Below are 21,366 nucleotides of genomic sequence, written 5' to 3' on the forward strand. Positions count from 1 at the left end.
CGTAGGCGCCGGTCAGCATTCAGCGGTCAGCTTGAAATCGGTGGTCACGACTTTGTTGGGGTTGGTGGTGTTGATGCCGGAGGCACTGCCGGTGATCGTGTAGGTGTTCTTGGCCAGGTCGACGTGGGCGTCGCCGACGCCCCCTTCGTAATAGCTGCCGGTGAAGCCGCCGATGTCGCGGATCTTGACGAACTGCGGCAACACCCGATCCCCGCTCATCAACACCACCGCCTGCACCGATCCGTCGTGTTCGCGGATGTCGATGGTGCGGTAGCCCTCGATCTGGCTGCAGGACGGCGGCCGGGTGGTGATCGAGTGGCCGTCGAGCGTCAGGTGCGCGGCTTTGCGGGGCACGGTCATGGCCTCACCGCAGCCGGCGACGGCGCCGGCGACGGCCACTGCGATTCCGGCAACCGCAACCATCCGGTTCTGCACCAGCCACCTCCGTATCAGACCTGCGCGTTGCGCCGGAGTCATTATTGCCGTTTCAGGTCCAGCCGGGGCAGTGCTTTTCTGACCAGAGTTCGGACCAGCTCGGGACTGACCCCCTTGAGCCGGTCGATCCAGCCGATGCTGGCCGGCACATACCAGTGCAGCCGCCTGGGGTTGTGGTAGGCCTGCCACGCCGCCTCGGCCACGCTGGCGGCGGGCATCAGCCGGAACATGCCCCGCTTCGGCGCGGCCGCGCGCAACTCCTCCTGCGTCACCCTGGCCGGGGCGTCGCCGGAGCCTTCGTCGGCGCCGGCGTGCTGCGGTGTCGTGGTAAGGATCGCGGTGTCGATCAGCCCCGGCAGCACGTCGGCCACCCGCACCCCGTGGCGGTGCCACTCCACGCTCAGCGCCTCGGTGAGCCCCTTGACCGCGTGCTTGGTCGCCGAGTACACGGCGATGCGCGGCATGCCGTAGGTGCCCGACGACGACGAGGTGGAGAACATCAAGCTGTTCGGCGCCTTCTTCAGGTAGGGCAGCGATCCGTACGCGCCGGTCAGCACCGCTTTGAAATTCACGTCGACGACGCGCATGGCGGCTTCGTAGGGCACGTCTTCGAACCAACCGCCCTCGCCGATGCCGGCGTTGTTCCACATCATGTCGAGACCGCCGCCGGGGTTTCCGGCGCAGAAGTCGGCCAGTGCCGCATCCAGTGCCGCCTTGTCCGTCACGTCGACGGTCCGGGTCCACAGCCGCGAACCCAACTCCAGGTTCAGCGCGGCCAGTCCGTCGTCGTTGCGGTCCACCGCACCTACGCGCCAACCTTTGCCATGGAAGAGTCGTACGCCTTCGCGGCCCATGCCGCTGCCTGCACCGGTGATGAAAATGGTCTTCATGCCGCCTCGGCCACCTCTTTGATCCGGTGCAGCGTCTTCGTCATGTCCCGGATGTTGCGACGTCTGCGCAGAAACCCGCCGAACACCAGGTAGAGCTTCGTCAACGGCGACTGCGCCATCCGGAACGACTCAGTCACGTCGGTGCCGTCCCCGGCCGGCTCCAACCGGTAGTGCCAGTTGTTGATCGCCCGGTCACCGGCCAGCACAGCAAACCCGAACTCACGGCCGGGCCGGCACGCCGTCACCTGGCACGTGGTCCAGTAGACCGGCCCGATCTCGTTGCGGCGCACGTGGCCGCGAAACCGCGCACCAAGCTCGGGACCGGTCGCATCGCCGAGCCATTCCGCTTCAAAAGTCTCCGGAGAGAACCGCCCGGTATTGCGAATATCGGCGATTAATTCCCAAATTTTATCCGCCGGGGCGGCCATATGAACCGTTGCTGAACCCTCCATAACATGATCCAAGCACGTCCCGTGTAACGAAACGAGATGAACCGCCGATAATCATTGTTTGGGGGTGAACATCCCGATGATCGCGCTGATGGTCTGCTGCCACTGTGGGCCCGGTTGAGTCGCACCGCCAGACGTCGGCGTCAGCCCCCCGGCACGGGAGCACTTTGGCCACGCACCTGGCCCCTGACCGGCCAGAACCTTGTTCGCAACGGCGATTTGTTGCTGTTTGGAGGCCTTTGCCGGGTTCCCGACACCGCCGTACTCCTCCCAAGTGGCTTGCTTGAACTGCAAGCCGCCGTAGGCGCCGTTGCCGGTGTTGGCGGCCCAGTTGCCGCCGGATTCGCATTCTGCGACGGCTTCCCAGTTCATGGTCTCGGCGTTGGCGACACCGGAGGAGAGCGACATCGAAGCTGCCAGGAAACCGCCGGCCACGGCCGACTTGATGAGGGGCTTTGTGATGGTCGTCATGTGCGGGATTTCGCGGACCGTAGCCGTAGCGTTACCCACTAGAGAAAATTATGAGACCGTTTATCCATCCCTTCGAGATTGGCGCAAACGGCGATTCTGCGGATGCTTCAAGCCCCGCGGGAAGCCGGACAGTACGACCTGGTTGCGGTCGTAAGCGCACGTTGGTACAGGTCGTCGAAACTTCGTCGGCGGCTCGTCTCGGCCCGCGCACGCTGCACCAGGCGCCCGCAATCCGCAGTGTTCAGCAAACTCCAGTTAAGCGATATGTGAGACAAAATCTTAGTGTTCAGCGCGTCGATCGCGGCCCTGGACGCCGCCAGGTCCGGCGGGGCCGGCGGCACACCGGTGGGGTCGAGTTTCCATTCGGCGAACCGGGTGTACTCGACGGCCTCGGTGGCGCTGATCTGGTCGCCGAAGACGCGCGCGACAAAATCGGGGTCGACGTCCTGTGCGGCGGCTTCCTCGCGCAGCGTGGCGATTTCGCGCTCGACCCGGTCGGGATCCTCGATTGCGCCGTGCGTGGCCCACTTGTAGGCAGCCACCGGATCGGCAACCTGCAGCCGTTCGGCGGCGGCGTCCAGCAGCGCGCCCAGCGAGTCGGCGTGATCGGCCTGCGCCGGCGGCGCGGCCAGCACCGCGATCAAAGCCAGGACTGCCGGGCCGCACCTACCGCGCATGCCATCCAGCCAAACACGAGCGACCCGGCGTCGTCGACAATGGCGAGATGAGTGACAACTGGTTGCGCACGCGACTGGCCAGGCTCGTGCTCGCCGCGACGCTGTCCGCCTCGCTGGTGCTGGGCGGCGCCTTCGTGGCGCTGGACCAACTGCACTCCGTACCCGCCGACGCCTTGCACCACCCCGGACCTGCGGCTACCGACCAGCAGAGCCGGGCTCAGGCCGTCCGGGCCGCGCAGAACGTGGTCACGGTCGCCGGTCTGCGCACGACGACGGCCGGCTACCTGTTGATGTCCTGCAAGGACCGCGAGAACCCGCCCTATCGGGGAGCGGTGTACCTGACCTTCGCGATCCCGGCTGACGCCGCCGCCGACACCTACCTGCCGGAAGTCGTGGCCAAACTGCTGGCCGGCGGCTGGTCCCCGGGGCTACCGCCCGGCAACCACGCGCTGGCCAGCACGCTCACCAAGGACGAGCTCACCGCGAGCATCTACCGCCATGACGACAATCCGGATCTGGGCATCCTGCGCGTGTACGGCGAATGCCGCAACGTGACCGATCATCATGCCGATCCCACCGGCTGGGTCGACGTCACCGGCGAGTTCGGCCCGGCCGGTTGAAAGACCCACAACGCACTACTGCGCTCGACGACCGGGGCCGTCAAGCGCAGTAGCGGTAGTGCGGTGGGTCTAGCCTTGCCGAGCGCCGAGCGCGCCCTGCAGGTCACCCTTCATTGCGTTCAGTTGGGCGCCCCAGTACTCCCAGCTGTGTGTGCCGTCAGCCTGGAAGTTGAACACCGCGTTGTGCCCGCCGGCGGCGGTGTAGGCGTCCTGGAACTTGAGGTTGCTGCTGCGGACGAAGTTCTCCAGGAACTCGGCCGGCATGTTGGCACCACCCAGTTCCGACGGCTTGCCGTTACCGCAGTACACCCACAGCCGGGTGTTGTTGGCGACCAGCTCCGGGATGTGCAACGACGGGTCGTTGCGCGCCCACGCGGGGTCACTGGACGGGCCCCACATGTCCGAAGCCTTGTAACCGCCGGCGTCACCCATGGCCAGTCCGATCAGCGAGGGGCCCATGCCCTGGGACGGGTCCAACAGGGCCGACAGCGAACCGGCATAGATGAACTGCCCGGGGTGGTTGACCGCGAGAATCATCGCCGAGGAGCCGGCCATCGAGATACCGACGGCGGCACTGCCGGTCGGCTTGACCGACTTGGTGCTCGCCAGGTACGCGGGCAGTTCGCTGGTGAGGAAGGTTTCCCACTTGTAGGTGCTGCAACCGGCCTTGCCACACGCGGGGTTGTACCAGTCGCTGTAGAAGCTCGACTGGCCGCCGACCGGCATGACCACCGACAGGCCCGACTGGTAGTACCACTCGAACGCCGGGGTGTTGATGTCCCAGCCGTTGTAGTCGTCCTGGGCGCGCAGGCCGTCGAGCAGGTACACCGCAGGCGAGTTGTCGCCCCCGCTCTGGAACTGCACCTTGATGTTGCGACCCATCGCCGCCGACGGCACCTGTAGGTACTCGACGGGCAGTCCGGGCCGGGAGAACGCTCCCGCGCTCGGCGCGCCACCGGCGAGTCCGATCAGGCCCGGCAGGGTCGCGGCCGCAGCCGCACCGACCAAGAGTCGACGACCCCAGGCCCGTATCTTCCCGGTCACGTCTGTCATACCTGTGCCCCTTTTTGTCCTTATATCTCTTGCTCCCGGCAGAACTTACCGCGTGAATAGGCCGAATGTCGATTCGGACGCAAACACATTTCAGTTCCATATCGGTTACCGGCGCGGGTTACAGCAACTGTGTTTACAGTGCACCGCGCCGATCGACCGCATTCGTTATAGCCCGCGCCCGACACGCGCGACGCTGACCCACGCCGCGCCGTTACGCAGGCGTTATGCACTTGGAATAGGGCTGAGTCGGGCAGGGACGGACGCCATGCCCAGCGCCACACCGACCCAAATGGCCGGAGCCAGAACGCGGATTTCTCTATCGGGGAGCAACGTTTTATCTATTTACTGCACCGTCAGTCGCCGGATTTGCCGAGCTAGCCGGGTCTTTCACCGGCCGGCGGGCGGTTTCCATACCGGGTCAGCCGGCACACCGCAGACCGCGTAGGCTCGCTCGGAGCAAGCCGACTTACGACGCTATTCCGGGCGTTGACGGCATTCACGCGCCACGCACCTGCCCCTGAAGCGGGTGGCCACTGCTGAGGTGCGACGAGCCCGGACACGATTGAGGTGCGAAAACTTGGATACGGTACTTGGGCTGTCAGTTACACCGACCACCGTCGGGTGGGTGCTGGCCGAAGGGCACGGCGCCGACGGCGCAATCTTGGGTCACCACGAGTTGCGTTTGCAGGACAGCGTTCAGGACGGCCGCACGGTGCGTGCGGTGAACACCGCCGAACAAGTGGCCGACGAGGTCATGCGGGCGCGCGACACGGCCACCGCCGGCGATCACCGACTGCGGGTGGTCGGCGTGACGTGGAGCGACGACGCCGCAGCGCAGGCCGCGCTGCTGCAGGAGGCGCTCGCCGACGCCGGCTTCGACAACGTGGTGCCGGTCCGGCTGCTCGATGCCGTCGAGACCCTGGCGCAGGCCATCGCGCCCGTCATCGGATACGAGAAGACCGCGGTGTGCCTCCTCGAGCGGGAATGGGCGACCGTGGTCATGGTCGACACGCACGACGGCCAGACCCAGACAGCCGTCAAGCACGTCCGCGGCGGCTTCGACGGCTTGACGTCCTGGCTGACCGGGATGTTCGATCGCAGCACGTGGCGGCCGGCGGGAGTGGTGGTCGTCGGCTCCGAGGGCGACGTGAGCGATTTCTCCTGGCAGTTGGAGCAGGTCCTGCCGGTGCCGGTGTTCGCGCAGACTATGGCCCAGGTGACGGTCGCGCGCGGCGCAGCGCTGGCGGCGGCTCAGAGCACCGAGTTCACCGACGCGGAGTTGGTCGCCCTGGTGGATGACGCCGTCGAACCGGACAGGGTCGCTGCCGGACAGTCACGGCGATATGCCGGGGCGGCCGGCGCGTTGGCCGCGGCCGCCGTCACGTTCGTCGCGTCGGCGTCCTTGGCTATCGGTCTGCAGCTGGCGCCCGGCAAGGACGCCGGACAGCACGTCGTGACCAAACCCCCTGTCGCCGAAGCCGTGGCGCCGCCGTCCCCGCCCGCGGTGCAGCCTCCGCCGCCGCAGCAGGAGCCGGTGCGTCTCGCGGCCGACGAGCAGCCCGACGAATCCGCGCCAGGCGCCCCGCCGAGCGCCGCCCCGGCGGCACCGGGCCCCGACGGCGGGCCATTCCGGTTGAGCAGGGCCATCGAGAGCCTTCCCGGCACGTTCGCCGAGCCCGGAAGCCCGCCGGAGTAAATCACTCGGGTTTTTGCCGAACCGCATGGAATGAGACCGTCACCTCGTCGGCGACCTGCAGCGACCCCAGGAACATCGCGTAGGGCTTGATGCCGTAGTCGGTCTGACGCACCCTGGATTCGGCACCGAGTCGGTACGTATCGCCGAGATCTTCCACGCGTAGCTCGACCACGTGCTCGCGGGACTTGCCGCGGACGAACAGTGTTCCGGCGAGACGGTACCCACCGTCGGTCTGCTCGATCGTGTCGGCGGCGAAGCGTATTTCTGGAAACCGGTTGGCGGACAACGATTTCAGCGCATTGGTGCGCGCTATGACCTGCTCCGGCCCGGACAGGCCCTTGAGACCCCCGACGCCCCCGGTCACCTCGAGTGAATCCACCTCGACCACCAGTTCAGCGGTATCCGGTTGGCCACCAACCCAATTCACCCCAGCCCGCCACCGGGTGACCGCGATGGTGAGCCGATGGCCCATCCGCGCCGCGCGCCCGGCCACCCCGGTGTGCACGGTCAGTTCGCCGTTGTCCGGACCCAGCGTCCACGCCGTATGTTCCTGCGAAGCCACGGCCGAACTCTACTTGGACTCACACGGTCAACACGGTGCGATAGTGCGCCCGGCCTTCCTCCAATGCCGCGTAGCCGTCGGCCGCCTGCGCCAGCGGCAGCTGCTCAATCCACGCCCGCACACCGGACACCACCGCGAAATGCATGGTTTCCTCGACATCTTTCGCGGTTCCGGCCGGATGGCCGATCACGCTCAGACCGGGAATGATCAACTGCACCGGGCTGATCGGCAGTGGTTCGGGGGTCACCCCGATGGTGACCAGTTCGCCCCGGGGGAGCAGCCCGCCGACGGTGTCGGCCATGGCCTGCGAATTGCCCGCTGTGGCAAGGACAACCGCGGCACCACCCAGGGCCCGCAGCGCTTCGGAGACGTTGCTGCTGGTGGAGTCGATGTAGTGGTGGGCGCCCAGACTCCGGGCGTCCTCTTTCTTCGCAGTACCCCGGGCAATGGCGATGGTCTCGAAACCCATTGCCCGCGCCCACTGCACTCCGAGATGACCGAGTCCGCCGACACCGAGAATCGCCACCCGGTCACCGGGCATGGCCTTGGTGTGACGCAGGGCGTTGTAGGTGGTGACGCCCGCGCACCCCATCGGTGCGGCTTCCACGTCGGTGAGCCCGTCCGGGATCCGGGCCAACGCGGTGGCGGGTACGGTCACGGATTCGGCGTAGCCACCGGGGTACTGCCAGCTGGGCACCTTCGCGTTCGCGCAGTGCATCAGAGCGCCTTTGCGGCACTGATCGCAGTGGTTGCAGTTGCCGCCGAACCAGCCCACCGCGACGCGGTCCCCGGCCGCGAATCCTTCGACACCCGCGCCGAGTTCGGCGATGGTGCCGGCTATCTCGTGTCCGGGGGTGAACGGCCAGGACATGTCGGGGAATTGGCCGTTGACGAAGTGGGCGTCGGTGCCGCAGATGCCGCATGCAGTCACGGCGATCCGCACCTCGCCGCGCTCGGGTGCGACGGTTTCGACGTCGGCGAACTCCAACGGCGCGCCCTCGGACCGTACCTGGACCGCTCTGTGTGTCGCCACCCGCTCAGCTACCGGATCTCAGTGCGAGACTGGGCATTTGGCGGCCGCCTCACCGTGATAGTTCACTTGCCAGTGTTTGATGCCGTTGAGCCAGCCTGAACGGAGCCGCTCCGGGGCGCCGATCGGCTCCAGGTCGGGCATCGCGTCGGCGATCGCGTTGAACATCAGGTCGATGGTCATCCGCGCCAGATTCGCCCCGATGCAGTAATGCGCACCGGTGCCGCCGAATCCGACGTGCGGGTTGGGATCGCGCAGGATGTTGAAGGTGAACGGATCGTCGAACACGTCTTCGTCGAAGTTGGCGGACCGGTAGACCATCACCACCCGCTGTCCCTGTTTGATCTGCACGCCGGACAATTCGTAATCCTGGAGCGCTGTCCGCTGGAACGAGGTGACCGGTGTGGCCCACCGGACGATCTCGTCGGCCGTGGTGGCCGGGCGGTCCCGCTTGTAGAGCTCCCACTGATCCGGGAAGTCGGTGAAGGCCATCATGCCCTGCGTGATCGAGTTGCGGGTGGTCTCGTTGCCGGCGACCGCGAGCAGGATGACGAAGAAACCGAATTCGTCGTCGGAGAGCTTGTGGCCGTCGACGTCGGCTTCGATCAGTTTGGTGACGATGTCTTCACCGGGGTTCTCGGCCCGGTCCGCCGCCATCTGCATGGCGTACATGATCAGTTCCACCGACGCCGAGAGGGCGTCGTTGCTCTCGAATTCGGGATCCTGGTCTCCGACCATCTGGTTGGACCAGTGGAACAGTTTCATCCGGTCTTCCTGGGGCACGCCGAGCAGGCCGGCGATCGCCTGCAGCGGCAGCTCGCAGGACACCTGCTCGACGAAGTCGCCGGAGCCCTCGGCAGCGGCGACCTCGACGATCCGGCGGGCGCGCTGGTTGAGATCGTCGCGCAACCGCTCGACGGCCCGGGGGGTGAACCCGCGGGAGATGATCTTGCGTAGCCGGGTGTGGTGCGGGGCGTCCTGATTGAGCAGGACGAACTTGCCGCGCTCGATCTGCTCGCCGACGGTGCCGTCCTTGTAACGCGGCAGGGCGGTCTTGGCGAGGCTGGAGAAGATATCGCTGCGTCGCGAAATCTCCTTGACGTCTTTGTGTTTGGTGACCACCCAGAAGCCGCCGTCATCGAATCCGCCCGCCCCGTAAGGCTGCTCGTTCCACCAGATCGGCGCGGTTCGACGCAGCTCAGCCAGCTCCGCGACGGGCAGCCGCTCGGCGTGGATGTCGGGGTCGGTGAAATCGAATCCCGGCGGCAGGTTCGGCTGGGCCTGCGGTTCGGCGGCTGGGTGCGTAGTTGACAAGGCCCACTCCTTGAGAGTCCTGGTGGTCGTCTCGTGCCAATACTTCATTGCTACACCCCCATTGGGAAGCATCGGCGGAAACCGAAAAGAAAATGCCGGCGCCGCCGTGGCGCGGCGGTGGGAAATCCGCTGGTCATGCACACGCACACCGGTATCGGATTCGGCCTTGTGGCTGCTGTGGCAATCGTTATGCTCTTGATGAATGCCGCTGCAGCGCCGCGCCGGCGCCAAGAAGGGAACACCATGATTCGCGAAATGCTCACCGCCACTGCGGTCACGGGTGCGGCGATAGCGCTGGCCCCGGTCGCCGGTGCCGACAACGGCCGCTGGGAGGGCGACGTCCCGGGGATGAACTACGACGCCTCGCTGGGCGCCCCGTGCGACAACTACGAGCGCTTCATCTTCGGACGTGGCCCCAGCGGCCAGGCCGAGGCGTGCCACTTCCCGCCGCCCAACCAATTCCCCGCCGCCACTACCGGGTACTGGGTCATCTCCTACCCGTTGCGCGGCGTCCAGCAGATCGGTTCCCCGTGCCCGAACCCCAAGGTCGCGGCGCAATCGCCGGCCGGTCTGCCGATGTTGTGTCTGGGCGCCCAGGGCTGGCAAGAGGGGTGGTTCACCGGAGCGGGCTTCTTCCCGCCGGACCTCAGCGAGTGAGGCACGTCCATGCCGGGCAGCACCGCCCTCGAGTCCCCGATCCCACGGTGGCTGCGGTTCGTCCTGGCCTCTGACCGCGCCGGTTCGGCGTGGTACATCGGGGCCGGGTTCTTCTTCGCACCGGCACTCGCCGTATTGTCGCCGTGGCCGTTGCTGACCACGGTGCTGTGGTGGCTGATCGGGCTGGCCGGCTTATGGCTCGGTCTGCTCGGCATCGCGATGGCCGCCGGGCTCGCGCGAGTGTTGCGGTCCGGCAGGGAAATACCGGAAGAATACTGGCGCACCCTCGTCGACTACTGAACTTTCCTCGGTCGTCGGCCGCCTGCGCCAGGCTCTACAGTCAGATAACGCCGCCAACGAACAGGAGACGCACATGGCCTTCGATCCCAGAGACGCCGTCGACGCAGTCAGGGACATCGCGATCAATGCCGTCGAGAAGTCTTCGGACATCGTCGAGAACGTCACTGCCATCATCCGCGGCGACATCGCCGGCGGCGCCAGCGGCATCGTTCAGAGCAGCGTCGACATCGCCACCGACGCCGTTGACCGGGTCAAAGAGGTCTTCACCGGCAAGGACGACGAAATCCTCGACTAGCGGCGATCAGACCGCGGCGGCCTCGTTGAGCTCGTCGAGCCGCGAGGTCGCCTCGAGGTACTCCTGCACCCAGCGCTCGATCACCGTCGAGGTCTTCTCCACCTTCTGGAACTGCCCGACGACCTGCCCGACCGGGTTGAACGCCACGTCGACGGACTCGTTCGGGTAGCGATTGGTGGCCCTTACCGCCATGCCGGACACCATGTACTGCAGCGGCATGCCCAGCGGCTTCGGGTTGTCCGGCTGTTCCCAGGCCTCAGTCCAGTCGTTGCGCAGCATCCGGGCCGGCTTGCCGGTGAAGGACCGGCTGCGGACGGTGTCCCGGCTGCCCGCCTTGATGTATGCGGCCTGCTGCACCGGGGTGTTGGACGACTCCTCGACCATCAGCCACTGCGATCCGGTCCACGCGCCCTGGCAGCCCAACGCCAGCGCGGCGGCGATCTGCTGGCCGCTGCCGATGCCGCCGGCACCGAGCACGGGCACCGGAGCCACTTCTTTGACGACCTGCGGCCACAACACAATTGAGCCGACTTCGCCGCAGTGACCGCCGGCCTCACCGCCCTGGGCGATGATGATGTCGACGCCGGCGTCGGCGTGCTTGCGGGCCTGCGACGGCGAGCCGCAGAGCGCGGCCACCTGGCGACCCGCGTCGTGGATGTGCTTGATCATGTCGGCGGGGGGGGTGCCCAGCGCATTGGCGATCATCGTCACCTTGGGGTGCTTGAGCGCCACCTCTACCTGCGGGGTGGCGGTCGCCTCGGTCCAGCCCAGCAGCTGCAGGCTGTCACCGTCGCTGTCCTCGACCGGGACTCCATGGTCGGCCAGGATCTTCTTGCCGAAGTCCAGGTGCTCCTGCGGCACCATCGACCGCAGCGAGTTGGTGAGTTCCTCGGCCGACAGGTGCGAGTCCATGCCCTCGTACTTGTTGGGGATGACGATGTCGACGCCGTAGGGATGGTCGCCGATGTTCTCGTCGATCCAGTTCAGCTCGATCTCCAGCTGCTCGGGGGTGAAGCCGACGGCACCCAGCACACCAAAACCGCCGGCTTTGCTGACGGCGACGACGACATCGCGGCAGTGGGTGAAAGCGAAGATCGGGAACTCGATACCGAGTTGATCGCACAAGGGGGTGTGCATGCCTGCTCCTAGGAAGCTTGACCGAGCGGAAAACTGCAACGTGTTCTAGTTTAGTACGCGGGTCTGCCGCTTGGCCAGCCAGGTCTGGCGCGTACCGACTAATGCCCGTCAGCGTGAAACGGTAGCGTGAGCCGGCATGGGACGCGTCGACAGCAAGGTTGCACTGATCAGCGGCGCCGCCCGCGGCATGGGCGCCTCGCATGCGCGGTTGCTGGTGGCCGAAGGCGCCCACGTGGTGCTCGGCGACATCCTCGACGACGAGGGACGCGCACTGGCCGACGACCTGGGCGCCGCCGCGCGCTACGTGCACCTCGATGTCACCCGGCCTGCGGACTGGTCGGCCGCGGTCGCGGCGGCGGTGGACGGGTTCGGCAAGCTCGATGTCCTGGTCAACAACGCCGGGATCATCAACTACGGCGCGCTGAAAGACTTCGACCTGGCCAAATGGCAGCGGGTGCTCGACGTCAATGTCACCGGCACGCTGCTGGGCATCCAGGCCGTCGTCGACCCGATGGTGGCCGCCGGCGGCGGCTCCATCATCAACATCTCCTCAATCGAGGGCCTGCGCGGCGCGGCCTGGGTGCACGGGTACGTGACGTCGAAATGGGCGGTGCGCGGACTGACCAAATCTGCGGCATTGGAATTGGCGCCCAACAACATTCGTGTCAACTCGATACATCCCGGCTTCATCCGCACCGAGATGACCGCAAAGCTTCCCCAGGACGCGCTCAACATCCCGTTGGGCCGGGCGGGGGAAGCCCAGGACGTGTCGTCGTTCGTGCTGTTCCTGGCCAGCGACGAATCGTCGTATGCGACCGCTGCGGAGTTTGTGGTCGACGGCGGATTGATCGAGGACGTGTCGCACAAGTCGTAGTCCCGCGAGCACCTTGATCCGGTGCGACGCCACGGGGTAGCGTAATGCCGCAATTACGACACGTCGAGTAGCGTAATTGCCACCGCCACCGGAAGGAATCCGCTTCGATGCGCAGCAGGTACGCCGGGTTACCTTTCACCACGCCCACCGCCGAGATCGCGGCTGCGCTCGAGGACGTCAGTATCCCCACGTTGCTTCTCTCCCTGGTGCACATCACCGGCGATCCCCGGTTCATCCGTGATTTCAAACAGCTGGGACTGTTCCTCAACGAGGTCCAGGGGTTCATGTCCGAGGAGGACAAGGCCCGGGCCCGCGCCGAGGCGCTACCGGTGCTCACCGAGTACCGCGATCGCGGATGTCCCCGAGCCCGCGCCACTGAGCTATGAGCTCATCCGGGAAATGATGGACTGGGCGGCCTGCGAGCCGGTCCCCGACGACTACCTACCGCTGGCGCTCGAAGAGATGGACCTCGAGGGCGTGGACCCGCGCCGGCCGGTCGCGCTGCCTGCGGCCGGCATGGCCGACTTCCCGGTCCTGGTGATCGGGTGCGGCGAATCAGGCATCCTGGCCGGAATTCGACTGAAGCAGGCCAACATTCCGTTCACGATCGTCGAAAAGAACGCCGGGCCGGGCGGAACGTGGTGGGAGAACAGCTATCCCGGCGCACGAGTGGACGTGGCAAACCACTTCTATTGCTACAGCTTCGAACCCAACAACGACTGGACCCACTATTTCGCCGAACAGCCGGAGTTGCGCGACTATTTCGTCGACGTGATGCACAAGCACGACCTGATGCAGCAGGTGCAGTGGAACACCGAAGTGCTCGCCGCCGAATGGGACGACGCCGAGGCCCTGTGGACCGTTTCGCTGCGCTCGGCCGACGGCGAGACCGGCACCACGCGGGCCCGGGCCATCATCACGGCTGTCGGCCAATTGAATCGGCCGCTCATTCCCGAGTTCGCCGGCGCAGACACGTTCGAGGGACCGTCCTTTCATTCCGCAGCCTGGGACCACTCCGTCGACCTCACCGGAAAGCGGGTCGCGCTGGTGGGCGCCGGCGCCAGCGGATTTCAGATCGCGCCCGCCATCGCCGGCGACGTCGAGCACCTGACTGTGTTTCAGCGCACCGCGCAATGGATGTTCCCGAATCCGATGTATCACGACGAGGTCGGGGACGGCGTTCGCTGGGCGATGCAACACCTGCCGTGTTACGGGCGGTGGTACCGCTTCCTGCTGATGTGGCCCGGTGCCGACAAGGGTCTCGATGCGGCCAAGGGCGACCCGACCTACCCCGATCAGGAGCACGCTGTCAGCGAGATGAACGCCGCGGCCCGGATGATGTTCAGCCAGTGGATCACCAGTCAGATTCCCGAGGGGGACGATCTGCTGGCCAAGGTGCTGCCCGATTACCCGGCCACCGGGAAGCGGACACTGCAGGACAACGGCAGCTGGTTGCAGACCTTGCAGCGCGACAACGTCGACCTCGTGCGCACCCCGATCCGGCGCATCACGCCGCACGGCATCGAGACCGAGGACGGTGTCAGTCACGACGTCGACGTCATCGTCTACGCCACCGGCTTCCGGCACACCGATGTGTTGTGGCCGGTGAAGTTCAACGGCCGCAACGGAATCGACCTGCACGAGATGTGGGGGAGCCGGCCCTACGCCTATCTGGGCGTCACCGTGCCGGGGTTTCCGAACCTCTTCCTGATCTACGGGCCGGGCACGCATCTGGCGCACGGCGGCAGCTTGATCTTCCAGTCCGAACTGCAGATGCGCTACGTCAACCTGTGCCTGCAACGCATGGCCGAGGAGCGCATCGTCGCCATGGAGCCCACCGCCGAGGCGGCCGCCGACTGGCACCGACGCACGCAGGTCGAGATCAAGAAGATGGTCTGGTCGCACCCGGCCGTCAAACATTCCTACTTCAAGAACGCCGACGGGGAGATCCACACCGTCAGCCCGTGGCGTCTCAATGCATACTGGGCCGCGGTCCGGCAACCTGATTGGTCCAAATTTGTTCTCCGGCAAGGAAAGTGAGCGCGATGCGTACGGTGGTCGTCGACGGACCCGCGAGCATCCGGGTCGATACCCGGCCCGATCCCGCCCTGACCGGGCCGGATGGGGTGATCGTCGAGGTGAGTGCCGCCGGGATCTGCGGCTCCGACCTGCACTTCTACGAAGGCGACTACCCGCTGGTGGAGCCCATCGCGCTGGGGCACGAAGCCGTCGGCACCGTGGTCGACGCGGGCCGCGAGGTGCGCAGCGTCAAGGTGGGCGATCAGGTGCTGGTGTCATCGGTGGCCGGTTGCGGAGCCTGTCCGGGGTGCGCCACGAACGATCCGGTCATGTGCCACTCGGGTCTGAACATCTTCGGCGGGGGTGTGCTGCCGGGGGCGCAGACCGATCTGCTCGCAGTGCACGCCGCCGACTTTCAGGTCCGCAAGATTCCCGACGGGATTTCCACCGAACAGGCACTGCTGCTCACCGACAACCTGGCCACCGGCTGGGCCGCAGCGCAACGCGCCGACATCCCGTACGGCGGCACGGTCGCGGTGATCGGGCTGGGCGCGGTCGGCCTGTGTGCACTGCGCAGCGCGTTCGCCCACGGCGCGGCAACGGTTTTCGCGATCGACCGGGTACCGGGCCGGCTGCAACGCGCGGCAGACTGGGGCGCGACAGCCATCACGGCACCGGCGGTGGAAGCCATCCTCGCCGCCACGGGTGGCCGCGGCGCTGACGCGGTGATCGACGCGGTGGCCACCGATGCGTCACTGACCGATGCGCTTGCCGCTGTGCGGCCGGGCGGCACCGTGTCGGTGGTGGGTGTGCACGATCTGCAGCCGTTCCCGTTCCCGGCGCTGATGAGCCTGATCCGCAGCATCACGGTGCGATGGACCACCGCGCCGGTGCAGCGCACCTGGCCCGAGCTGATTCCGCTGCTGCAGTCAGGTCGGCTGGATGTCGACGGGATTTTCACCACCTCGTTGCCGCTGGACGAGGCCGCCACAGCGTATGCGACGGCCGGCTCGCGGTCCGGCGAGGTCGTGAAGATCCTGCTGCGGCCTTAGTCCTTGACCGCGATGATGTACTGCGAATGCATGAAGCTGTCGATCTTGACGTCCACTTCCGGTGGCGTCAGCCCGTAGCCCACCTGCAACTCCGGATTGCTGCGGACCGGCTCGACACGCCACCCGTGGGATCCCAGCCACGTCACCGGGTCCATCGGGTTCTCGTAGGTCAGCGACGAGAAGTCGATATCGCCCGCCATGTTGACCCCCGGGTGCTCCTCCTCGAGCGCGGCCAGTTGGTCGTGGTCGAGGCGGGACCCCAGGGCGCCGATGGCCAGCCGACTGCCCGGGGCACTGAACTCAGTGATACCGGCAAACAGCGTCCCGTGGGCTGAGCTGGTCAGGTACGGCAGGATCCCCTCCACCGACCAGGCGCTGGGGCTGTGCGGGTCGAACCCGGCCGCTGCCAGCGCAGCGGGCCAGTCGGCACGCAGGTCGGCTGCCACCTCACGCCGTTGCGCCGCGGGCTGCTTGTGGTGCGCGTCGAGCACCTGCGCCTTGAACTCCAGCACCTTGGGCAGGTCTATTTCGAAAACTGTAGTGCCAGATGGCCATTCGAGACGGTACGCGCGCGAGTCGAGCCCGGCGGCCACAATCACCGCCTGCCGCAGACCGGAATCACCGGCGGAGGTGAAGAAGTCGTCGAAGAACCGCGTCTGCACGCCGTAGAGGCGCGGGAACGCGCTCTCATGTTCGGAGCTTCCCGGTTCGGTCAGCAGTCCGGTCAGGTAGGGATCCTCTGAGGCCTCGATGAAGAACCTGGCGTAATCGTCACGCGCTAACGGTTGCTCACTCATCGCATGCAGCGCACGCCAGGTGGTCACAATCAACGCCGTGTAGCCGACACCGCTGACGATGTCCCATTCGTCGTCGTCGGAACGCAGCGATCCGAATTCAGGCGTCATAGCTGTCGAACGTACTCGTCACAGCTCCAACAGGACGGTCACCGGTCCGTCATTGACCGACTCGACCTGCATGTGGGCGCCGAATATGCCGGTTTCGACCTCAGCACCCAGTCGGCGTAATGCCGTCACGAAACTCGTGACCAGCGGCTCAGCGACCGCACCGGGCGCGGCGGCGTGCCACGATGGGCGTCGGCCCTTGGCGGTGTCGGCGTAGAGGGTGAACTGGCTGACCACCAGGATCGGTGCGTTGACATCGGACGCGGACTTCTCTCCGGACAGGATGCGCAACGTCCACAGCTTTTCGGCGAGCCGCTGAACGTGACCGGGCCCGTCGGTGTGGGTGACGCCGACCAGCGCCAGCAGGCCCTGCCCGGGAGGTTCGATGGCGCCGACCACGCGACCATCCACTGTCACCGAAGCTGACGAGACCCGTTGCACCAGAACCCGCATGGGCGTCGATGCTGCCATGTGCGGTCCCCGCGCGTGGGTACCCTCGTGGCATGTCTGTGCTGGTGGCGTTTTCCGTCACTCCACTGGGTGTGGGGGAGGGTGTCGGCGAGATCGTCGCCGAAGCTGTTCGTGTGGTGCGTGATTCGGGTCTGCCCAATAAGACCGATGCGATGTTCACCGTGATCGAAGGGGACAGCTGGACGGAGGTGATGGCCGTGGTACAGCGCGCGGTGGAGGCCGTCGCCGCCCGCGCACCCCGGGTGAGCACGGTGATCAAAGCGGACTGGCGGACCGGCGTCGCCGACGCGATGACACACAAAGTCGAATCGGTCGAACGGTACCTCGCCGAGGGTCGGGCCGGTCCGGCGTAGCGTGGGGCGGACCGATTTCCCGTGTCCCCGAGGAGGCGCAGCCCATGACCGAAGACGCACCTGACGGCGGCCCAGGCGGCACCGGGGGCCAAGGCGGCAGAGGGGGCCGGGGTGGCGACGGGGGTCGCGGGGGCGCAGGCGGCCGCGGCGGTGACGGCGGTCGCGGCGGTGACGGCGGTCGCGGCGGTGCGGGCGGCGCAGGCGGGCGCGGCGGCGACGGCGGGGCGCCGGGCCGCGACGGAGAACCGGGCCAGCCCGGCCAGCCCGGCCAGCCCGGCCAGCCCGGTCAACCCGGCAGTTCCGGCGAGCGCGGCTTGTCCGACCCGGGCATCCCCGGCCAACCGGGCAGCCCCAGCACCTAGTAACGCGCCGCCGGTGGATGCGTAGGGTCATCACGGTGAGTTCACGCGCGGGCATCGTCGTCACCGGAACCGAGGTTCTGACCGGACGCGTCCAGGACCGCAACGGTCCCTGGATCGCCGACCGGCTGCTGGAACTGGGCGTCGAGCTCGCGCACATCACCATCTGCGGCGACCGTCCGTCCGACATCGAGGCGCAGCTGCGTTTCATGGCAGAGCAGGGCGTGGACCTCATCATCACCAGCGGTGGCCTGGGCCCGACCGCTGACGATATGACCGTCGAGGTGGTGGCTCGATTCTGCGGCCGTGATCTGGTCCTCGACGAGGCGCTGGAGAACAGGATCGCCGAGATCCTCAAATCGTTGATGGCGCGCAATCCCGCCTTCGCGGCGCTGCTTGAGCCGGGCAAGTTCGAGTCGGTGCGAACGGCCAACCGCAAGCAAGCGATGATCCCGGTCGGAGCACAGGTGCTCGACCCGGTCGGCACGGCTCCGGGGGTCGTGGTGCCCGGCAAGCCCGCGGTGCTGGTCCTTCCCGGACCGCCGCGCGAGCTACAACCCATGTGGCACAAGGCTGTCCAGACACCGGGGGTGCAGGCGGCGATCGCCGGCCGCACCGTCTACCGGCAGGAAATGGTACGGATGTTCGGACTCCCTGAGTCGGGGCTGGCCGAGACGCTACGCGAGGCCGAGACCGCCGTGCCCGGCTTCGAAGCCCTCGAGATCACCACCTGCCTGCGGCGCGGCGAGCTGGAGATCGTGACGCGCTACGAACCGGACGCAGCGGAGGTGTACACACAGCTGACCCGGTTGCTGCGCGACCGCCACGGCGAGCAGGTGTTCTCCGAGGACGGCTCGCAGGTCGACGATCTGGTCGCGGAGCTGCTCGCCGGCCGGCGGATCGCCACCGCGGAATCCTGCACCGCGGGCCTGCTGGCGGCCCGGCTGACCGAACGCCCCGGATCCTCGGACTACGTGGCCGGCGGCGTGGTGTCCTACTCCAACGAAGCCAAGGCGCAGCTGCTCGGCGTGGACCCCGAGCTGATCGAGACGCACGGCGCGGTCTCTGAACCGGTCGCGCAGGCGATGGCGGCCGGCACCCTGAAACGTTTCGAAGCCGACACCGCCGTCGCCATCACCGGGATTGCCGGTCCCGGTGGCGGAACCGAGGAAAAACCGGTGGGCACAGTCTGTTTCACCCTGGCGCTGGCAGACGGCCGGCAGGTCACCCGTACCTTGCGGCTGCCCGGCAACCGCTCCGACGTCCGGGAGCGCTCGACCACGGTCGCGATGCACATGCTGCTACGCACCCTGGGCGGTTAGCCCTCCCCGGGCAGGAAGGCGCTTTCGGCGGTGCCGAAGCGAACTCCGGTGGCGTCCTTGCCGATCAACGTCAGCAACACCACCATCGTCAGCACCGGCACGATGGTCACCGCCAGCGCGAACGGGTAGCCATGCGTTTCGGCCAGGTGTTCCTGGATGGGCAGGTTGAACGCGGCCAGCAGGTTGCCGAGCTGATAGGTCACCCCCGGGTACAGCCCGCGAATGGCGTCCGGCGACATCTCGGTCAGGTGCGCCGGGATCACGCCCCAGGCGCCCTGCACGCACAGCTGCATCAGGAACGAACCCAGGCACAACATGGCTGCGGTGCGCGAGTAGGCGAACAGCGGCACGATCGGCAGGGCCAGCACGGCGCAGAACACGATGGTGTAGCGCCGGCCGAATCGCTGCGACAAGGTGCCGAAGACCAGGCCGCCGATGATGGCACCGACGTTGTAGGCCACCACAATCCAGCGGGTCGTTGCGCTGGACAGTCCCGCACCGTCATCTGCGGTCGCCTTCAGGAACGTGGGGTAGACGTCCTGGGTGCCGTGACTCATCCAGTTGAAGGCCGTCATCAACAACACCAGATAGCAGAACCGGCGGATGACCTTCGCCTCGCGCAGCACGTCGCGGACTCTGGTCTTGGTCAACCGCATCCGATCCTGTGCGGCCTCCCATACCTCGGATTCCTCGACGCGGTACCGGATGATCAGGCTGACCAGGGCCGGGATGATGCTCAGCGCGAACAGCCAGCGCCACGACAAGTCCAGCCAGTTCATCACCACCAGCGAGGCCACCGTGGCCAGCAGGTAGCCGAACGAGTAACCCTCCTGCAGCAAGCCGGAAAAGAAGCCGCGCCGCTCGGCCGGAACCTTCTCCATGGCCAGCGCCGCACCCAGACCCCACTCGCCGCCCATGCCGATGCCGTACAGCAGACGCAGGATCACCAGCACGGTGAAATTGGGCGCGAACGCGCACAGGAATCCCACCAGGGAATAGAAGATCACGTCGACCATCAGCGGCAGTCGCCGTCCGACTCGGTCGGCCCACAGCCCGAACAGTAAGGCGCCCAACGGACGCATCGCCAAGGTCGCGGTGGTGACGAAGGCGACCTCGGTCTTGCTGCGGTGGAACGTCTCGGCGATGTCGGCGTACACCAGCACGACGATGAAGTAGTCGAACGCGTCCATCGTCCAGCCCAGGAATGCCGCGATGAACGAGTTGCGCTGGTCGCTGGTCAGCCGCTGTCGGGTCACGTGTGCATCGTGCAGTACCGGCCGCGATCCCGCGAGTCTGCTGTGCACCCCTAGCTCGTCGCCGCTGTTGCACATATGCTTATTAAGCCCGTAATCCCGAAGACCACTCCCCGAAACCGGCCAGCACTTACGCTGTCTTTCGACCGTGCCGCCTTCCGAGACGAGGGCATTCCCAACGACCAATACGACGGGACATTGCGAACGATGAAGACTGTCGCGATCAAATCATCGCCGGCTCCTTCCCGCACGCGGCTGAGTTCGCCAGTCAGCGATCCGCAGCACGGTCTGCGCGCTGTCACCGAATGTTCGGGATCAGCCGTGGTCGTTCACGTCGGCGGCGATATCGACGCCAGCAACGAGACCATCTGGCAGCGTCTGGTGAACCGAAGCGCCGCCATCGCGATCGCGCCGGGCCCGTTCGTGATCGACGTCCGCGAGCTCGATTTCCTGGGTTCGTGCGCCTATGCCGTACTGGCTCAGGAGTCGGTGCGGTGCCGCCGGCGCGGGGTGAGTCTGCGAGTGGTCAGCAATCAGCCGATCGTGGCCCGCACCATCGCCGCCTGTGGCCTGCGCCGCCTGCTGCCGATGTACGCCACGGTCGAAGCCGCGTTGGCCCCGGCTGTCTGAGCGCGCTCGGTTTACGGTGCCGGCGGTGGTGGCGGCGCGTGGGGAGCGAGCAGCCCGTTGAGGATGCCCAGGGTGCCTTGCAGTTGAGGCCCTGACAGTGTCGGGGGCGGCGCCTCGCTCGTCGGCTGCCACGGCTGGCAGCCGCTGGTCTTGAACGCCTTGTCAGTCGCTTCGATCTGGACCACCTGCGGGCGCTTGGTGATCGCGTTGTCGATCAACGCACCGTCGGGATTGCCCATCCGCTTCCAGTAGCAGGTGCCGTTGCCGACAGGTCCCGCAGAGCTGTACACCCCGGGTGCGATGTCCTTGCCGACGGTGTAGACACCGTCGTGGTCGATGGTCGTCCGTGGTGCGCCCGCTGCCGCAGGCGCTCCCGACGGGGACGGGGATGGGACCGGAGATGGCGCCGGATCCGGATCAGCTGCGGCGACCCCCAGCGAGCCGGCCCAGCCCGCGACGACCAGCGCCGCTGCGGCGACCCGCGCCGTTTGCTTAGAACCCATAACAAAGCACCCTACCTGGCTCAACTGCGCATTTCGAGTCTC

General features: G+C 66.8%; 23 protein-coding genes and 3 pseudogenes. 12 read left to right on the forward strand and 14 right to left on the reverse strand.

Annotation, left to right across the window (positions count from 1 at the left end; all coding sequences use genetic code 11):
• Positions 1-12: 12 nt before the first annotated feature.
• From AC5Y3Z_RS20325 to AC5Y3Z_RS20345, 5 genes are all read right to left on the reverse strand, one after another.
• Entirely contained in the window at positions 13-423 is a 411-nt protein-coding gene (locus AC5Y3Z_RS20325) for a lipoprotein LpqH (RefSeq protein ID WP_463824900.1), read from the reverse strand.
• 53 nt (positions 424-476) lie between these two features.
• Positions 477-1,325 (reverse strand): SDR family oxidoreductase, encoded by an 849-nt coding sequence (locus AC5Y3Z_RS20330; RefSeq protein ID WP_463824222.1) that lies wholly within the window; start codon positions 1,323-1,325, stop codon positions 477-479.
• A complete protein-coding gene (locus AC5Y3Z_RS20335; protein WP_463824223.1) occupies positions 1,322-1,777 on the reverse strand; it encodes an SRPBCC family protein in 456 nt (151 codons plus the stop codon). Before AC5Y3Z_RS20335 ends, AC5Y3Z_RS20330 begins: the two co-directional genes overlap by 4 nt.
• 51 nt (positions 1,778-1,828) lie before the next feature.
• Positions 1,829-2,245, reverse strand: coding sequence for a transglycosylase family protein (locus AC5Y3Z_RS20340; RefSeq protein WP_463824224.1), 417 nt, complete (start codon positions 2,243-2,245; stop codon positions 1,829-1,831).
• A 107-nt stretch (positions 2,246-2,352) separates the two neighbouring features.
• Positions 2,353-2,922, reverse strand: coding sequence for a chorismate mutase (locus AC5Y3Z_RS20345; RefSeq protein ID WP_463824225.1), 570 nt, complete (start codon positions 2,920-2,922; stop codon positions 2,353-2,355).
• Between the two features lie 47 nt (positions 2,923-2,969).
• On the opposite strand from AC5Y3Z_RS20345, the gene AC5Y3Z_RS20350 reads away from it, so the two are divergent.
• Positions 2,970-3,542: a lipoprotein LppJ family protein gene (locus tag AC5Y3Z_RS20350; RefSeq protein WP_463824226.1), complete on the forward strand. Its 573-nt coding sequence runs from the start codon at positions 2,970-2,972 to the stop codon at positions 3,540-3,542.
• Positions 3,543-3,611: 69 nt separating this feature from the next.
• Here the strand turns inward: AC5Y3Z_RS20350 and ag85B are convergent, their stop codons facing one another.
• Positions 3,612-4,595, reverse strand: coding sequence for a diacylglycerol acyltransferase/mycolyltransferase Ag85B (gene ag85B, locus AC5Y3Z_RS20355; RefSeq protein ID WP_463824227.1), 984 nt, complete (start codon positions 4,593-4,595; stop codon positions 3,612-3,614).
• A gap of 577 nt (positions 4,596-5,172) precedes the next feature.
• Here ag85B and AC5Y3Z_RS20360 point away from each other — a divergent pair.
• A complete protein-coding gene (locus AC5Y3Z_RS20360) occupies positions 5,173-6,291 on the forward strand; it encodes a DUF7159 family protein (protein ID WP_463824228.1) in 1,119 nt (372 codons plus the stop codon).
• 1 nt (position 6,292) lies between these two features.
• On the opposite strand, the gene AC5Y3Z_RS20365 is transcribed toward AC5Y3Z_RS20360, so the two are convergent.
• The 3 genes from AC5Y3Z_RS20365 to AC5Y3Z_RS20375 are packed head-to-tail and all read right to left on the reverse strand — an operon-like array spanning position 6,293 to position 9,197.
• A complete protein-coding gene (locus AC5Y3Z_RS20365) occupies positions 6,293-6,853 on the reverse strand; it encodes a YceI family protein (RefSeq protein WP_463824229.1) in 561 nt (186 codons plus the stop codon).
• A gap of 19 nt (positions 6,854-6,872) precedes the next feature.
• Complete coding sequence (locus tag AC5Y3Z_RS20370) at positions 6,873-7,886, reverse strand: alcohol dehydrogenase catalytic domain-containing protein (protein ID WP_463824230.1); 1,014 nt, start codon at positions 7,884-7,886, stop codon at positions 6,873-6,875.
• 18 nt (positions 7,887-7,904) lie between these two features.
• Entirely contained in the window at positions 7,905-9,197 is a 1,293-nt protein-coding gene (locus AC5Y3Z_RS20375) for a cytochrome P450 (protein ID WP_463824231.1), read from the reverse strand.
• Between the two features lie 243 nt (positions 9,198-9,440).
• Here AC5Y3Z_RS20375 and AC5Y3Z_RS20380 point away from each other — a divergent pair, with 243 nt between their 5' ends.
• The 3 genes from AC5Y3Z_RS20380 (at position 9,441) to AC5Y3Z_RS20390 (ending at position 10,449) form a co-directional block, all read left to right on the forward strand.
• Positions 9,441-9,854, forward strand: coding sequence for a hypothetical protein (locus tag AC5Y3Z_RS20380; protein ID WP_463824902.1), 414 nt, complete (start codon positions 9,441-9,443; stop codon positions 9,852-9,854).
• A gap of 9 nt (positions 9,855-9,863) precedes the next feature.
• A complete protein-coding gene (locus tag AC5Y3Z_RS20385) occupies positions 9,864-10,154 on the forward strand; it encodes a hypothetical protein (protein ID WP_463824232.1) in 291 nt (96 codons plus the stop codon).
• A gap of 73 nt (positions 10,155-10,227) precedes the next feature.
• On the forward strand, positions 10,228-10,449 hold the full coding sequence (locus AC5Y3Z_RS20390; protein ID WP_463824233.1) for an Rv1893 family protein: 222 nt from the start codon (positions 10,228-10,230) through the stop codon (positions 10,447-10,449).
• Between the two features lie 6 nt (positions 10,450-10,455).
• On the opposite strand, the gene AC5Y3Z_RS20395 is transcribed toward AC5Y3Z_RS20390, so the two are convergent.
• A complete protein-coding gene (locus tag AC5Y3Z_RS20395) occupies positions 10,456-11,586 on the reverse strand; it encodes a nitronate monooxygenase (protein ID WP_463824234.1) in 1,131 nt (376 codons plus the stop codon).
• A 136-nt stretch (positions 11,587-11,722) separates the two neighbouring features.
• Here AC5Y3Z_RS20395 and AC5Y3Z_RS20400 point away from each other — a divergent pair, with 136 nt between their 5' ends.
• The 3 genes and pseudogenes from AC5Y3Z_RS20400 to AC5Y3Z_RS20410 all read left to right on the forward strand — a co-directional run.
• A complete protein-coding gene (locus AC5Y3Z_RS20400) occupies positions 11,723-12,460 on the forward strand; it encodes a glucose 1-dehydrogenase (protein WP_463824235.1) in 738 nt (245 codons plus the stop codon).
• A 107-nt stretch (positions 12,461-12,567) separates the two neighbouring features.
• Positions 12,568-14,500, forward strand: a pseudogene (locus AC5Y3Z_RS20405) (flavin-containing monooxygenase).
• Positions 14,501-14,505: 5 nt separating this feature from the next.
• Positions 14,506-15,653 (forward strand): annotated as a pseudogene (locus AC5Y3Z_RS20410) (zinc-binding dehydrogenase); the annotation flags it as partial.
• Positions 15,654-15,662: 9 nt separating this feature from the next.
• Here AC5Y3Z_RS20410 and AC5Y3Z_RS20415 read toward each other — a convergent pair.
• Both AC5Y3Z_RS20415 and dtd read right to left on the reverse strand, forming a co-directional pair.
• Positions 15,663-16,436: pseudogene (locus tag AC5Y3Z_RS20415) on the reverse strand (SAM-dependent methyltransferase); the annotation flags it as partial.
• Positions 16,437-16,454: 18 nt separating this feature from the next.
• Positions 16,455-16,886, reverse strand: a complete 432-nt coding sequence (dtd, locus tag AC5Y3Z_RS20420; RefSeq protein ID WP_463824236.1) for a D-aminoacyl-tRNA deacylase — start codon at positions 16,884-16,886, stop codon at positions 16,455-16,457.
• 50 nt (positions 16,887-16,936) lie between these two features.
• On the opposite strand from dtd, the gene AC5Y3Z_RS20425 reads away from it, so the two are divergent.
• From AC5Y3Z_RS20425 to AC5Y3Z_RS20435, 3 genes are read left to right on the forward strand one after another with little or no spacing between them, the layout of a single operon-like run.
• Positions 16,937-17,257 carry an MTH1187 family thiamine-binding protein gene (locus AC5Y3Z_RS20425; protein WP_463824237.1) on the forward strand — a complete coding sequence of 107 codons (321 nt, stop codon included), beginning with the start codon at positions 16,937-16,939 and terminating at the stop codon, positions 17,255-17,257.
• 44 nt (positions 17,258-17,301) lie between these two features.
• Positions 17,302-17,619 (forward strand): hypothetical protein, encoded by a 318-nt coding sequence (locus AC5Y3Z_RS20430; protein WP_463824238.1) that lies wholly within the window; start codon positions 17,302-17,304, stop codon positions 17,617-17,619.
• Between the two features lie 35 nt (positions 17,620-17,654).
• Positions 17,655-18,938, forward strand: coding sequence for a competence/damage-inducible protein A (locus AC5Y3Z_RS20435; RefSeq protein WP_463824239.1), 1,284 nt, complete (start codon positions 17,655-17,657; stop codon positions 18,936-18,938).
• Here the strand turns inward: AC5Y3Z_RS20435 and AC5Y3Z_RS20440 are convergent.
• Positions 18,935-20,194 (reverse strand): sialate:H+ symport family MFS transporter, encoded by a 1,260-nt coding sequence (locus AC5Y3Z_RS20440; protein WP_463824240.1) that lies wholly within the window; start codon positions 20,192-20,194, stop codon positions 18,935-18,937. The two genes, AC5Y3Z_RS20435 and AC5Y3Z_RS20440, sit on opposite strands and share 4 nt — an antisense overlap.
• Before the next feature lie 204 nt (positions 20,195-20,398).
• Here AC5Y3Z_RS20440 and AC5Y3Z_RS20445 point away from each other — a divergent pair, with 204 nt between their 5' ends.
• Entirely contained in the window at positions 20,399-20,821 is a 423-nt protein-coding gene (locus AC5Y3Z_RS20445; RefSeq protein WP_463824241.1) for an anti-sigma factor antagonist, read from the forward strand.
• Between the two features lie 11 nt (positions 20,822-20,832).
• Here the strand turns inward: AC5Y3Z_RS20445 and AC5Y3Z_RS20450 are convergent, their stop codons facing one another.
• Complete coding sequence (locus AC5Y3Z_RS20450; RefSeq protein ID WP_463824242.1) at positions 20,833-21,324, reverse strand: Rv1352/Rv1906c domain-containing protein; 492 nt, start codon at positions 21,322-21,324, stop codon at positions 20,833-20,835.
• Positions 21,325-21,366: the final 42 nt, after the last annotated feature.

The organism is Mycobacterium sp. NGS61 (assembly GCF_059812325.1).

Bases quoted from the DNA above. Each gene is read 5' to 3' on its own strand.
- AC5Y3Z_RS20325 (WP_463824900.1), bottom strand. From the start codon at position 423: ATGGTTGCGGTTGCCGGAATCGCAGTGGCCGTCGCCGGCGCCGTCGCC.
- AC5Y3Z_RS20330 (WP_463824222.1), bottom strand. From the start codon at position 1,325: ATGAAGACCATTTTCATCACCGGTGCAGGCAGCGGCATGGGCCGCGAA.
- AC5Y3Z_RS20335 (WP_463824223.1), bottom strand. From the start codon at position 1,777: ATGGAGGGTTCAGCAACGGTTCATATGGCCGCCCCGGCGGATAAAATT.
- AC5Y3Z_RS20340 (WP_463824224.1), bottom strand. From the start codon at position 2,245: ATGACGACCATCACAAAGCCCCTCATCAAGTCGGCCGTGGCCGGCGGT.
- AC5Y3Z_RS20345 (WP_463824225.1), bottom strand. From the start codon at position 2,922: ATGCGCGGTAGGTGCGGCCCGGCAGTCCTGGCTTTGATCGCGGTGCTG.
- AC5Y3Z_RS20350 (WP_463824226.1), top strand. From the start codon at position 2,970: ATGAGTGACAACTGGTTGCGCACGCGACTGGCCAGGCTCGTGCTCGCC.
- ag85B (WP_463824227.1), bottom strand. From the start codon at position 4,595: ATGACAGACGTGACCGGGAAGATACGGGCCTGGGGTCGTCGACTCTTG.
- AC5Y3Z_RS20380 (WP_463824902.1), top strand. From the start codon at position 9,441: ATGATTCGCGAAATGCTCACCGCCACTGCGGTCACGGGTGCGGCGATA.
- AC5Y3Z_RS20385 (WP_463824232.1), top strand. From the start codon at position 9,864: ATGCCGGGCAGCACCGCCCTCGAGTCCCCGATCCCACGGTGGCTGCGG.
- AC5Y3Z_RS20390 (WP_463824233.1), top strand. From the start codon at position 10,228: ATGGCCTTCGATCCCAGAGACGCCGTCGACGCAGTCAGGGACATCGCG.
- AC5Y3Z_RS20395 (WP_463824234.1), bottom strand. From the start codon at position 11,586: ATGCACACCCCCTTGTGCGATCAACTCGGTATCGAGTTCCCGATCTTC.
- AC5Y3Z_RS20400 (WP_463824235.1), top strand. From the start codon at position 11,723: ATGGGACGCGTCGACAGCAAGGTTGCACTGATCAGCGGCGCCGCCCGC.
- dtd (WP_463824236.1), bottom strand. From the start codon at position 16,886: ATGCGGGTTCTGGTGCAACGGGTCTCGTCAGCTTCGGTGACAGTGGAT.
- AC5Y3Z_RS20425 (WP_463824237.1), top strand. From the start codon at position 16,937: ATGTCTGTGCTGGTGGCGTTTTCCGTCACTCCACTGGGTGTGGGGGAG.
- AC5Y3Z_RS20430 (WP_463824238.1), top strand. From the start codon at position 17,302: ATGACCGAAGACGCACCTGACGGCGGCCCAGGCGGCACCGGGGGCCAA.
- AC5Y3Z_RS20445 (WP_463824241.1), top strand. From the start codon at position 20,399: ATGAAGACTGTCGCGATCAAATCATCGCCGGCTCCTTCCCGCACGCGG.
- AC5Y3Z_RS20450 (WP_463824242.1), bottom strand. From the start codon at position 21,324: ATGGGTTCTAAGCAAACGGCGCGGGTCGCCGCAGCGGCGCTGGTCGTC.